13 protein-coding genes and 1 tRNA gene are annotated in these 13711 nt (G+C 36.7%); 5 read left to right on the top strand and 9 right to left on the bottom strand.

Annotation, left to right across the window (positions count from 1 at the left end):
- Positions 1-25: 25 nt before the first annotated feature.
- Complete coding sequence (locus ACLIBH_RS07350; protein WP_439316052.1) at positions 26-286, bottom strand: helix-turn-helix transcriptional regulator; 261 nt, start codon at positions 284-286, stop codon at positions 26-28.
- 172 nt (positions 287-458) lie between these two features.
- Here ACLIBH_RS07350 and ACLIBH_RS07345 point away from each other — a divergent pair, with 172 nt between their 5' ends.
- The 4 genes from ACLIBH_RS07345 (at position 459) to ACLIBH_RS07330 (ending at position 3216) form a co-directional block, all read left to right on the top strand.
- Entirely contained in the window at positions 459-800 is a 342-nt protein-coding gene (locus ACLIBH_RS07345) for a helix-turn-helix domain-containing protein (protein WP_439316051.1), read from the top strand.
- A 170-nt stretch (positions 801-970) separates the two neighbouring features.
- A complete protein-coding gene (locus ACLIBH_RS07340; RefSeq protein ID WP_439316050.1) occupies positions 971-1519 on the top strand; it encodes an Ltp family lipoprotein in 549 nt (182 codons plus the stop codon).
- Positions 1520-1598: 79 nt separating this feature from the next.
- Entirely contained in the window at positions 1599-2069 is a 471-nt protein-coding gene (locus ACLIBH_RS07335) for an ImmA/IrrE family metallo-endopeptidase (RefSeq protein WP_439316049.1), read from the top strand.
- Positions 2050-3216 (top strand): tyrosine-type recombinase/integrase, encoded by a 1167-nt coding sequence (locus tag ACLIBH_RS07330; protein ID WP_439316048.1) that lies wholly within the window; start codon positions 2050-2052, stop codon positions 3214-3216. The genes ACLIBH_RS07335 and ACLIBH_RS07330 overlap by 20 nt, the downstream gene beginning before the upstream one ends.
- Before the next feature lie 78 nt (positions 3217-3294).
- On the opposite strand, the gene ACLIBH_RS07325 is transcribed toward ACLIBH_RS07330, so the two are convergent.
- A tRNA-Arg gene (locus ACLIBH_RS07325) sits at positions 3295-3367 on the bottom strand.
- Positions 3368-3884: 517 nt separating this feature from the next.
- Here ACLIBH_RS07325 and clpP point away from each other — a divergent pair.
- Complete coding sequence (gene clpP, locus ACLIBH_RS07320; protein ID WP_439316047.1) at positions 3885-4475, top strand: ATP-dependent Clp endopeptidase proteolytic subunit ClpP; 591 nt, start codon at positions 3885-3887, stop codon at positions 4473-4475.
- A gap of 623 nt (positions 4476-5098) precedes the next feature.
- Here clpP and ACLIBH_RS07315 read toward each other — a convergent pair.
- The 7 genes from ACLIBH_RS07315 to glpK all read right to left on the bottom strand — a co-directional run bounded on the left by ACLIBH_RS07315 (position 5099) and on the right by glpK (position 12848).
- Entirely contained in the window at positions 5099-5353 is a 255-nt protein-coding gene (locus ACLIBH_RS07315; RefSeq protein ID WP_439316046.1) for an HPr family phosphocarrier protein, read from the bottom strand.
- A gap of 204 nt (positions 5354-5557) precedes the next feature.
- Complete coding sequence (whiA, locus tag ACLIBH_RS07310) at positions 5558-6508, bottom strand: DNA-binding protein WhiA (RefSeq protein ID WP_439316045.1); 951 nt, start codon at positions 6506-6508, stop codon at positions 5558-5560.
- 35 nt (positions 6509-6543) lie between these two features.
- Positions 6544-7509, bottom strand: coding sequence for a gluconeogenesis factor YvcK family protein (locus tag ACLIBH_RS07305; RefSeq protein ID WP_439316044.1), 966 nt, complete (start codon positions 7507-7509; stop codon positions 6544-6546).
- Position 7510: 1 nt separating this feature from the next.
- Positions 7511-8395, bottom strand: coding sequence for an RNase adapter RapZ (gene rapZ / locus ACLIBH_RS07300; RefSeq protein ID WP_439316043.1), 885 nt, complete (start codon positions 8393-8395; stop codon positions 7511-7513).
- Between the two features lie 692 nt (positions 8396-9087).
- On the bottom strand, positions 9088-10044 hold the full coding sequence (gene trxB / locus ACLIBH_RS07295; protein WP_439316104.1) for a thioredoxin-disulfide reductase: 957 nt from the start codon (positions 10042-10044) through the stop codon (positions 9088-9090).
- A gap of 132 nt (positions 10045-10176) precedes the next feature.
- Positions 10177-11160, bottom strand: coding sequence for a tetratricopeptide repeat protein (locus ACLIBH_RS07290; RefSeq protein ID WP_439316042.1), 984 nt, complete (start codon positions 11158-11160; stop codon positions 10177-10179).
- A 197-nt stretch (positions 11161-11357) separates the two neighbouring features.
- The gene (gene glpK / locus ACLIBH_RS07285; protein WP_439316041.1) at positions 11358-12848 is read right to left on the bottom strand and encodes a glycerol kinase GlpK; all 1491 of its coding nucleotides are present in this window, start codon (positions 12846-12848) and stop codon (positions 11358-11360) included.
- Positions 12849-13711 lie beyond the last annotated feature (863 nt).

Here is a 13711-nt window from a genome sequence, read left to right as displayed (position 1 = left end):
TAATGGTTAATCATGCTCTCACCTCCTATATGGCTTGTTTTTGCAACGTTTGGTTGCATTCAACTTCAAAAAAAATTGTCCAATTAACATCTAAGACTTTAGCTACAGATTTTGCGACATCAACAGATGGAACTCTAACAACATTTTCAATCATTCCGTAATACTGTCGTGATATGGTTTTATCTTCTGGTAAATAATCACTAGCGTACAAAGCAACTTGTTCATGAGTTAATTTTTTTTCATTACGTGCATCTACCAAAATGCGATTTAATTCTTTTTTGTTCATGTTATCACCTCTCATTTTGCAACGTTTGGTTGCTAACTAAATCCTATTATACGCTACTTTTTGTTGCTGTCAAGTATAAAATGCAACTTTATATTGCTTTTCGTTTTATTTCCTTTAAAGCAACTCTTTGTTGCTATATAATATAGTAAGTTAATAGAAGGGTTGATAATAAATGTTCCCTAAGAGATTAAAGAAATTAAGGAAAGATAAAAAGTTAACACAACAAGATATGGCAGATTATTTAGGGGTTAGCAGACAAGGTTATGCTAAATATGAAAATGGCCAAAGTGAATCTGATCACGAAACAGTAAAGAAGCTTGCCACATTTTTTGACGTAACAACCGATTACTTACTAGGTCACAGCGACCAACCACATCTAAACGAAGAAGAAGCATTCAAAGCATTTATAGATGATCCCGAACTTGAACGATGGTACAAAGAATTGCCATCAAAAGAGGATGAATTAAGGATGCTCAAGCGAGTTTGGGAAGCGTTTAAGAAAGATCAAGACTAACACCACGACAAACATCACGACTTTTATTTGTCGTGTTTTTTTAGATGACTAATAGGCATAATTTACTGCACCGAATATCACATCATGATTAATAACGCCGCAAATTTAATTTGTGGTGTTAAATTTTATATATTTTTATCTTATATATTGAAACATAAGGGGGATGTAAAGTGTCAGAAAAGATGAAAAAGCCATTTTATAAAAAATGGTGGGTTTGGTTAATAGTTGTTGTGGTTGTAATTGCCGTTGCTACAGGTGGTGGAGATGATAAAGGTGATGAGGAAACCGCCGAGACTGCAGCTTCAGAAAGTGTCGAAAATGAACAAGAACAGGAAGTAGTAGAAGAACCAGAGGAAAAGGCCGAAGAGACCGACGAAGAACCTGTAGAAGAACCAGAAGAAGAAAATGATGATGTTCCAAGGGAACACAAGGCGGCACTAAATAAAGCTGAATCATATGCTAGTACTATGCACATGTCAAAAGCAGGCATTTATGATCAATTAGTTTCGGAACATGGGGAAAACTTCCCTGAAGAAGCCGCAAAATATGCCATGGATAATATCGAGTTCGACTGGAAAGAAAACGCTCTGAAAAAGGCAATATCATATGCTGAAACGATGGATATGTCAAATGATGCTATATTTGATCAATTAATTTCAGAATATGGGGAGAAATTTACCGAAGAAGAAGCGCAATACGCTATTGATAATTTAGAATAAAGCAATAGGTGTACATTAATTTGTACACCCCTCTTTATACAATTAACACGAACACACATTCTGTTTCAAGGGGGATTTTGTGAACAGGACGGAATCTTACATCAATAAGTTTTATAAATCTCTTTTTATCAACAGTCCAGACCAATTAACTGTTGATAACATTTCAGTGTTGATGGACGTTGAAGTTTTATCCTGGAAATTTTCAAGTGCAGCTTATCATTATAAAGGTAAAAGTAAGATTTTCTTAAGTGAAGGGTTGACGCACCAGCAAAAATGGCAAGATTTCGGACATGAAATATGCCATGTTTTAATTCATGCAGGAAGGCAAGGTCATCTCCCGATCTCGTTTTTACAACTCCAAGAAAACCAAGCAGAATATTTCAGTTATCATTTTTGCATTCCCACTTTTATGCTACAAAAATTGAAAGAGGTGACGATCTATGACGTTATGAATCTGTTTAATGTTGAATTTGACTTTGCTTATACGAGACTAGAAATGTATGAAAGTAAAATGATAGGGAGGATGGAAAATGCGAGGTCATATAGCTAAACGCGGAAAAAAATATTCATTTGTTATCGATATCGGCCGGGATCCAGTTACTAAAAAACGTAGACAAAAGCGTGTGTCGGGATTTACGAGCGAGAAGAAAGCAAGAAAAGCTATGGTAGATATGATGGCCGAATTGAACCGTGGAACTTATGTAGAGCCGACAAATGAAACGTTCGGTAAATACTTAATGGGTTGGTTAAAACATAAAGAGAAAAGAGTTGCTTACAGCACCTATACACATTATAGATCATATATAATCAATCACATAGAGCCTGCTCTTGGGTATTTAAAAATGCAGGATTTAAGACCAATGCATTTACAACGTTTTTATGATGCATTATTAGATAAAAAAACTTTATCAACACGATCTGTGCATCATATACACCGAATCATTACAAATTGCTTGAATATGGCAGTAAAAATGGGAGAAATACAAACAAATATTGCCACTGTTGCGGATTCAGTACGTGTATCTAAAATCGAACAGCAGTTTTGGAACGCGAAAGAGGTAAATACCTTCCTGGAAAATTCAAGAGATCATATTCATTTTATTGCCTATTATTTAGGAGCTTTTACAGGTATGCGCAGAGGTGAAGTGTTAGGTTTGAAATGGGACTGTGTTGATTTGGAGAACAGGAAAATTTATGTACAGAGGGCAATCAAAAAAAGTGAAGATGGTTACGAATTAAATGATTTAAAAAACACATCGAGTTATCGATCAATCACGATGTCTGAAGGATTATTATTTGAATTGAAAAAACATAAAAATAAGCAGAATGAACATAAAATGAAGTTAGGTGAAGATTATAATGATGAAGGATTTGTTGCAGCTACCAAGTCAGGCACGTTTATTTTACCAACGAATTTAAGTAGATCGTTCAGATTAAGACGAGATAAATTAATAAAAAATGGCGTTGAACTAAAGAAAATACGATTTCACGATTTAAGGCACACGCACGCCAGTTTATTATTTAATCTAAATGTACATCCAAAAATTGTACAAGAGCGACTAGGTCATTCGAGTATAGAAATCACTATGGACACCTACTCACATATGCTTCCAAATATGCAAGAATCAGCAGCGCAAAAATTAGATGAAATGTTCGATAAAAGCTTCGATCTAAAACATGTTGTGACCACTTCGTGACCAATCCCACTTTTTTAAGTAAAAATAGCAAGGGAACAAAAACGCTGTAACCCTTGCTATATATAGCCTTAACACTAGCGCGCCCGGGAGGATTTGAACCCCCGACTCTTGGTACCGGAAACCAATGCTCTATCCCCTGAGCTACGAGCGCATACTATTTAAATGACGTACATACGATATTATAACGCCCTTACTATATATATACAAGTACTTTCACTAGATTTATTTTTAATTACTGTCTTTATGAATACTCTGTAACCGCTCGTATTAATATTGTTCAGAATTTGTCTATTTTACAAATGCGAAAAATGCGCTAGTGCGTTTTGAATTAAGAGGTTCAACAGCTTACGTTACGAGCATGAACTCCTCGTTATGCTAGATGACACTTTATTCAATAGATGCGGTCAACGCTTCGTTAACGTATAATAAGAATATATAAGATGATTCTCATTTTGTTTGTTTTTTGAATTCAATATATACGAGGCAGCATAGCATCCATTATTAGCTCATTTTCTAATCGGAAAAACGTTTATTTACTTTAAAATAAGGGTACGATGAATGATATGTTTGCTTATTGACAAACTTTTTGTTTGACCTTTATTGACCATTTAGTTATGATAAAAACATACCCAATGGGAATCCAGAAAGATTTAAAGGAGGATGTACACATGGTTTTAATTCCAACAGTTATTGAACAAACAAATCGCGGTGAACGCGCATATGACATTTACTCACGTTTACTAAAAGATCGTATTATTATGCTTGGTAGTGCAATTGACGACAATGTTGCTAATTCGATCGTTGCTCAACTGCTTTTTTTAGAAGCAGAGGATCCAAACAAAGATATTTCATTATACATTAATTCACCTGGTGGATCTATTTCAGCAGGAATGGCGATTTATGACACGATGCAGTTTATTAAATCGGATGTCTCCACAATTTGTACAGGCATGGCCGCTTCTATGGGAGCTTTTTTACTTGCCGCTGGAGAAAAAGGAAAACGATATGCTCTTCCAAACAGTGAAGTAATGATTCATCAGCCACTCGGTGGAACACAGGGGCAAGCGTCCGATATTGAAATACACGCTAAAAGAATTATTAAAATGCGTGAAAAAATTAATGAAATCTTAGCTGATCGTACAGGACAGCCGATTGATGTTATTGAGGCAGATACAGATCGTGATAACTTTATGTCCGCTGAACGTGCGGTAGAATACGGTCTTATCGATAAGATACTTGCTAGAAAAGAAGATAAATAACTGGATTTATAATAAATCGTTAGCAAATACACTTATTCCTTTCGTTTAACCGAGAGAAATTAAGAATTCGCTAGCGTTTTCTTTTGGCGTTCAATAATGGATGCTTTTCCAGTCAATTTATAATGAACAATACGCTATCAAAGCGTCAAACTAAAGAAGCGCATATGCATGCTCTATTACTATTAAGCAGTATTTAACTTAAACGTATGCGCAAGGGCATTAAAATAAGTCAGGCTAGATATCCTATGTTTGATAGATGGCCTGACTTATTTTTTGGTTGTACAAAATAAGACGTTGGTAAAGAAAAATCACATTACTTGTTGGTAGGGAAGTGTGTGTAATAACGCTATTAGCCCTCTTTAAGCTGACTGGAACGAAAATCTACGGACTCCTGAGGAAATAGCAAGCGTCCGAAGATCACTGTAGCGACTCGGGTAGAGGAGCTACAAAAGCTGAGGCCGTTCCCGCGGAAAGCCTGTCAGCTGCAGTGCAAGTCAGTGAAATCAAAACGCAAGCTTTCATGTTTTCGTTCTACTTCATGAGTAGGTATTCCTCAATCGGAGATTATCTACGTGTCATTTTTTGACTTGTTACTTTATTCACAATCAACTATAGGAAAATAGTTATGATTTAGATACAAACGAAACAAGGTGCTCAAGCGCAACGCTTTCATCCGGTCCTTCAGCAATTAATGTAATGGATTCGCCTCTTGCAATTGCTAAGCTCATTAGTCCCATTATACTCTTTGCATTTACTCTTTTCCCATCTTTTTCAAGAAACAAATCCGATGTGTAACGATTCGCCTCTTGTACAAATTGCGCAGCTGGTCTAGCCTGCAAACCGGTTTCCAATTCAACTTCTACTGATTTTTCAACCAATCCAATCATCCTTTCATTCATTCCTGTCGTAAGCGATCTCATACCATACCGTTATCGGCTTGTTATTTATTCTCACTATATATACGTCAATGAAACAATCGAACTTATATGTAATAAATATGTTAATTGCTTCTCGCACTGTCGGAAATTACAGCTATTATATCATGTATTTCATGCAAATGAAACTATTGCAATTTAAGTTTCTTAATTTTCTAACACTTTGTCTCCCCTTCTTATTTTCTCTGCAATCTCATCTATTTTTTTTAACCGATGATTAACGCCTGATTTTGAAATTTTTCCACTGTCAACAAGTTCACCAAGTTCTTTTAATGTAACATCTGGATAATTTACACGAGCAATCGCTATTTCTCTTAATTTATCCGGTAATATTTCCAGACCAACCGTTTTTTCGATAAATTGAATGCTTTCTACTTGTCGTATCGCTGCACTAATTGTTTTATTCAAATTCGCGGTTTCACAATTAACGAGTCGGTTTACCGAATTACGCATATCCCGGACGATGCGAACATCTTCAAATTTAAAGAGTGCATTGTGTGCGCCTATAATATTTAAAAACTCGGTAATTTTTTCAGCTTCCTTCATATAAACGATATATCCATTTTTACGTTGCAGTGTTCGGGCACGTAAGCCAAAGTCATTTAACAATTTACAAAGAGATGTGTTATGTTCTTCATAAAAATTGAATATTTCCAAATGGTAAGAGGATGTCTCCGGATTGTTAATTGAACCACCTGCTAAAAATGCACCCCGCAAATAAGAGCGCCTACAGCAGTTGTTCTCTCGCACACTACTGGATATCGTCCGAATAAACGTTTTTTGTTCATTCATAATATCCAGTTCCTTTAATACGTCTTTTACATTATTTTTCAATCGAGCAATATACACGTTATTCTTTTTAAGCTTCATTTTTTTGCGAACGAGTAATTCTACAGTATATGGATATATTGACTTTATTAACGTATACATTCGTCGGGCAATTGCAGCATTTTCAGTTTGAACATCGAGTGTATATCCGTGTTTTGATACAGATAAGACACCATTCATTCTAATAAGTGCTGCAAGTTCTGCTTGCTCGCAACAATCGTCCACAGGTATGCTCGTCAGTTCTTTTTTTATTTCCGAGGCAAAAGACAATCGATACCCTCCTTTTCTGCTTTTAAAAAGCAACATCAATCATTTTTTTGTACGAGGGAATAGAGCAATTTTGCTATTTTTTCGTTATCATGTCGCAGCATCATTTTAGAGTCGTCAACAATATCTCCTTCAATTACATCCAATCCCATTTTCAGCAATCGATCGGTATCATATACTACTGGTTTTGCGTTTTCTTCCGCATATACATCTTTTACTTTTTTGGCAATTGGGCGATTGTTTACCACTACTGCATCAATCGTCCCTTGGCCAATATGGTCAGTAAGCGCTTCGACATGGTCAGCTGCTGTGTAGCCTGTTGTCTCCCCTTCCTGAGTCATTACATTGCACACATAGACAACTTTAGCTTTCGTATCACGAATCGCCTGCTCTACTCGTGGAATAATTAAATTCGGTAAAATACTCGTATAAAGACTTCCAGGCGATATAACGACTAAGTCTGCATTTTCGATCGCTTTTATTGTATTCGGCAATGGTTTAAGTGGCTCAGGACTTAAGAAAACACGTTTTATCTGTTTATTCTCTAGTGGAATACTTGATTCACCAGATACAATTGTTCCATCCTTCATCTCTGCATGAAGTAAAAGATTATCATTTGAAATTGGGAAAATCTTACCTTTTACATTAAAAATACGAGATATTTCTTTTATCCCGTTATTAAAATCGCCTTTTATTGTAGTCATTGCTGCTAATAAAAGGTTACCCATTGAATGACCAGACAAACCATTCCCGCTTGAAAATCGATGTTGAAACAATTCAATTAACGATGGCTCTACGTCAGAAAGAGCAGCAATGACATTTCGAATATCTCCAGGTGCTGGCATTGCCATTTCCTCACGCAAGCGCCCTGAACTTCCGCCATCATCTGCAACCGTTACGAGTACAGTTAATTCAATAGGCATATCTTTTAATCCGCGCAATAACACTGGCATCCCCGTACCACCGCCAATGACAACGATTCGCGGCTTTTTCTCCCTAACCATATTAATGTCCCTTTCTCTTATGAATATCCCGATGGCTTATGTGCGCTTTGTAAGCAGGCGAAAGTTGTTTAGCAAAATATTCGGTAAGTGCTACAGAACGATGCTGTCCTCCGGTACATCCGATCGCAATAACAAGTTGGGACTTACCTTCTTTTTTATATTGAGGCAGCATAAATTGCAGTAAATCGAGCACTTTATCAGTAAATTTTTGCGTATCTGACCATTTAAAGACGTACTCAGAAACCTCTTTATCAAGCCCTGTCAATGGCTTCATATGTGCTACATAATGCGGATTTGGCAAGAAGCGAACATCAAACACTAAATCAGCATCGATTGGTATACCATACTTAAATCCAAAAGAAACAAGATGTACAGAAAATGTAGATTGATTTTCTTCTCGGTAAATATCGGCAATTTTTTCACGGAGATTTTTCGGCTTTAAATTGGTTGTGTCAATAATTTTATGTGCCCTACCTCTTAACTCATCAAGAATTTCTCTTTCTTGCTTTATACCTTCTAGCGGAAGCCCACCTGCACCTAGCGGATGAGATCTTCTCGTTTCTTTATAGCGGCTAACGAGCGTCTCATTCGTCGCATCCAAAAAAATTATATGTTCTTCTAGCCAGTCTTCATTTGCGAGGAAATCAAGGCCTTCAAATAACGAATCAAAAAACTCTCTCCCTCGTAAATCAATTACAAGTGCAACCTTCGTAATATTGTTTGTTGAATCCTTCATTAGCTCCAAAAACTTTGGAAGTAACGTAGGTGGCAAATTATCTACACAGTAATATCCAAGGTCTTCAAAGCTTTGTACTGCTAACGTTTTCCCGGCTCCAGACATCCCTGTAATAATAACAAGCTTTGTTTCTTTTTCGGAATTTCTCATTGTGATCCTCCCTTATCAGAATGATCAAATCGATTATGAATGCAACAGATCATCCAAAGTGTGTGAAAAAACATCGTAAACGAATGATTCATCTTTTATAATACGTTATATCTTTTTCTAATCTGTATTTGTACAATGGAAAAAGCAATTTCTTGACTTCCTTTATCACAATATGGAGTAAAGTGTCTACAATCTACCTATATGCAACAAGCGGATCATCGAGTTCGCACACACCTTTTGTCCTTTCCTTAATGAAAAGCGCAATTATAATGGAGGTGTATAGCGACGTTTCGAAATTACGATTACAGCACCATAATTAATACATATCCGATTGGGTGCACGTTACTATCAACGAGTTGACCCTATATTTATTATACCGTATTAAAATGAAAAGGAACAAAGAAATGAGAAGGGGAAAAATACGTATTTTGTATGTTTTATATCTATTTTCTCATAGCTTTTGTTTCGTTTAGCTATGTAGTTAAATTCCGTTATAAAAACTGAAGTATGTGTTATCTATTTACTCGGCCTGTCGTAAGCCTAAAAAAAAGCACAGGCATACAACACCTGTGCAAAACAACTAATTTATTAAAGGGGGTCAATTAGTTTATCTATATTATACACTAATTTTATTGCGAATATGTTACAAATTAGTTAAAAAGCAATTACTTTCTACGTAATTTTTATGCCTTTTAGGAAGTTTTTACTGTTTTGAGCTTCTCGGACAATTCTTCAATATATTTTTGTGCTGTCTCCGCTGCAATACTTCCGTCGCCTGTAGCCGTTACAATTTGTCGTAATTCTTTTTCACGAATATCCCCAGCTGCAAAAACACCTGGAACCTTTGTTTCCATATTTTCATTTGTCGGGATATACCCTTCTTCATTAACGATACCGAGTGACTTAAACGGCTCACTTAATGGCACCATTCCAATATAAACAAACACGCCCTCAATTGGGTGGTCATACGATTCATCTGTCTTTACATTTCGAAGTGAGACAGAACTAACTTTTCCTTCTGGTCCGTTTATTTTTTCGACAACGGTATCCCAAATAAAGTCGATTTTTTCATTGGCAAATGCTCTTTCTTGAATAATCTTCTGGGCACGCAATTCATCACGGCGATGAACAATCGTTACTTTGCTTGCGAAACGAGTTAAATAAATTCCTTCTTCTACTGCAGAGTCACCGCCACCGATAACGACAAGCTCCTTTTCTTTATAGAATGCACCGTCACATACTGCGCAGTATGATACACCGCGCCCTGTTAACTCTGCCTCTCCTTCAATACCTAGCTTTTTATATTGAGCTCCAGTCGTAACGATAAGTGCTCTTGTTTTATATTCTTTATTTCCAGCTTTTACAACTTTATAATCTCCGTGATCTTCGACGTCTTTAATTTCACCATAGGCGTATTCTGCACCGAATTTCTTCGCATGCTCGAACATCTTATTTGATAAGTCTGCGCCTAAAACATGTTCAAAACCCGGGAAATTTTCAATATCTTCCGTGTCAGCCATTTGTCCGCCTGGAATACCACGTTCGATCATTACAGTGTCTAAATTAGCTCGAGATGCATAAACGGCCGCTGTCATTCCTGCTGGTCCTGCACCTGCTATGATCACATCATATATACGTTCTTCAGACATCATTCTCGCCCTTTCTCTTCTGTAATATAATTTGTTTTTTAAAGTAATGTTCTTTTAATAATAATTATTATTTTATTACCCTTTTATAGCTTAAACGATGAGAATCATTTCGTCTAATTTTTTGCTCATCTTCTACCAACATTCTTTCTCTCTTTTTAAATATGAATAATAGGTAGACCCTTTTTCAATAATGCTATTTGCTATATCTATTTTCCCAATTCGGTATGCCGTTAAACTAAACCATTTATAATATCGATATTCATTTTTAACGATTGGATCTTTAATCATTTTAAATCGTACATATGCTTGATCGTAATGGTTCGTCCTCGCTAATGTAATTGCTAGCTGCAATTTCTTTTCTTCATGTATAGGATATACATTTTGTATTACATTAATCATGTTCTCAAACGATTGTTTTTCATTTAATTCATAATAAAATATGGATAAGTTCAAATAACTCATTAATATAGATGGGTCTTCTTTAAGATAGTTCCATTCTTCATTTATTGCTTCTCGTTCATTCCCAGAAAAGAACAAAGCAGTCGTAAACTGATGCTTTGTTAATTGATCTTCGGGATAAAGCATGCGCATTTCCCTAAGTAATGGTAACGCATTTTCCCATTCCGATTGCTCCATATAATCCAGAACACTTTCACGGTACATTAAAAAATCTTCGTCTATTTCCGTTTCTAAAAGTTCTTCTTCATCAATTAAATGCAATAAGCTTTCTAATTCTTCCTTAAACTCGCCTTCATTTTCATGATCCAAGTACATATGTGCATGCTTTTTCGCAGTTTGAAACAGGCCTAAATGTGCATAATTGTTTGCTAGCAAATAATGACAATCAATATATTTTTCTCCGTAAACTTGTACTAATTTTTCTAGCAAGCGATTTGATTGATCAAATTGGCCCATCTCTGTATAGATTGCTGCTAATTGGCTCTCGTAGACCGGATCATTCGGTGCTTTATAAATTGCTTTTTTTAACCATTTGATCGCTACGTCAAATTTCCCCTTTTGAAAAGCTTCAACACCTTTGGAGAAATAAAAATCTCCTTCTGGTATAAACGTAATTATATTTTCATTTTTATATGCTTTATTACTTCTTTTTTGCAAAACTATCCTCCTAGCGGATAACAGGCGCTACGATCCATTATAAGAGATTCACACTTGTTTTAGTAGGCATTTGCTTAAAATACAATTAGAAGTTCATGGAAGTATATGAAACATAAAATGATCGACTGCTGCCTGTTCAGCCACACATGCAAATGCGTTAAGTTTATTGTCGCGTTTGTAGCTATCGAACGAAACGTTTATTTGAAGGCCTGAGCTGCTCGCACCGCCTTTTTCCAGCCATTATACAAGTTTTCCCTTTTATCTTCAGCAAATGTTGGATAAAATGTTCGATCCACGTGCCATTGGTCTGTAATGTTTTGTTTGCTTTTCCAAAAACCTACTGCGAGCCCTGCCAAATAAGCTGCACCTAAAGCTGTTGTTTCATTAACAACTGGACGTTCAACCTCAACACCGAGTATATTGCTTTGAAATTCCATTAAAAAATTGTTCGTAACTGCACCGCCATCCACGCGCAGCTTTTTTAATTCAATTTTCGAATCAGCGGTCATCGCATCCACGACGTCAGCTGTTTGATAAGCAATCGATTCGAGTGTTGCACGAGCAATATGTTCTTTTGTCGTACCTCTTGTAATCCCAAACATCGTACCACGCACTGCGCTATCCCAATACGGAGCGCCTAAGCCTACAAATGCAGGTACTACATATACGCCTGCAGTGTCTTTAACTTTCTTTGCAAGCTGCTCACTTTCCGATGACGCGTCAATTATTTGCAATCCATCTCGTAACCATTGAATAGCGGAACCTGTTACAAAAACACTGCCTTCTAGCGCATATTCTACGTTCCCATTCACTCCCCAGGCGATCGTTGTAAGGAGTCCATTTTTTGATTCGATCACTTCTTCTCCCGTATTCATTAACATGAAATTGCCTGTTCCGTACGTGTTTTTCATCATGCCAGGTTCAAAACAAGCTTGCCCAAATAAAGCGGCTTGCTGATCTCCTGCAATACCAGCAATAGGAAGCTCGTGCCCGGAAAAAAAGCTTTCATCGGTCGTTCCATACACTTCAGAAGATGGACGTACCTCAGGTAGCATGGATTGTGGAATGTCGAGTATATGTAACAGTTCTTCATCCCACTCTAACGTATGAATGTTGTACATTAATGTTCGGGAAGCATTCGAATAATCGGTTATATGCAGCTCTTTACCAGTCAATTGGTGTACGATCCATGTATCCATCGTTCCAAACAATAAATCACCGTTAGTCGCTTTTTCTTTTGCGCCGTCAACGTGTTCTAGAATCCATTTAACCTTTGTCCCAGAAAAATAAGGGTCAAGAAGCAAGCCTGTTTTTTTCCTAAACAGTTCATTATATCCATTATTCCGTAATTCTTGGCAAATAGGAGCTGTTTGCCTTGATTGCCAAACGATTGCTCTATAAATTGGTTTGCCTGTATGCCGATCCCATACAACAGTCGTCTCCCGTTGATTCGTAATTCCTATAGCTTCTATTTGGCCCGGCTCTATGCTGCTTTTCTTAAGCGTTTGCTTAATACAATAGTGCATTGTTTCCCAAATCTCTATCGCGTCGTGCTCCACCCAACCTGCTTCAGGAAAATATTGTTGAAACTCTTTTTGTACCATTTCAACTACTTGACCGGATTTATTGAACAAAATAGCGCGCGAGCTAGTCGTACCTTGATCGAGAGCTAAAATATACGATTCCATTTTTTTGCCTCCTTTATGGAAGATAATTATTTCAAATCGTCGTTTATATAATTACGGCTACTTATTTGTAAACTCGTTCAGATGTGCGCTTGGCTTTCGTAATAACCGAACCAGCTTCAATGCCAAAAGTGTAAAATGTACGAATTAACATGACCGATACTCTACTTGTCATCTTACCTCTTTTTTCGTTTGTTTGCTAACGGTTTTTTTCTTGAGATTGAGTCACGTATTTGTGGGTGTTATTTTAAGAAGTTAAAAAACCTCTCTTTGTATTCGTTACTATTAGTGTTGATTCCTACCGACCGCAGAAGATATACACGAAGACTCCAGAGGGAACAGCAAGCGTCTGAAGACCCCGCAGGAAGTGGTTTTCTTCCGAGGAGGCTGAAGCCGTGCCCGCGGAAAGCATCCACCTGCAGTGAAAATCAACGGTGTTATTCATGTGTATATCATTCGAAGTAAAATTGATCACATATTATCTAGTTAGATTCGTGCATCTGTTCCCCCACAAACATTTTACTCATACTTTTCTTGATTGGATCACGTATTTGTGGGGAAGGATATTAGAATTTTGAAATATCATATTTTTGTTTAGTTTCTATTTTAATACGGTGTAGTTACCGCCGCCGTTGACATATACTGCGCTTTCCGTGGACAATGTCTCAACTAATTTAGGAAGTTTTTCCTAACTTCTTAAATGAATTTTCTATTATTGCTTTTCCACCTGGAGTTACATATAGTCCATTTGCGCATAGGAGTAAAAGAACAACATCTTACTAGATAAACGTAGTCACAATAAATAGCTCATTTGATTTCCTACAAACATTTTACGTATACTTTCTTTTTTAAAAGATGCGCACGTG

Source organism: Virgibacillus sp. W0430 (genome assembly GCF_051846935.1).
Taxonomy (GTDB): domain Bacteria; phylum Bacillota; class Bacilli; order Bacillales; family Amphibacillaceae; genus JBPYCR01.
The sequence above is the reverse complement of the archived record's forward strand: the minus strand, read 5'-3'. Positions and strand labels throughout refer to the sequence as shown.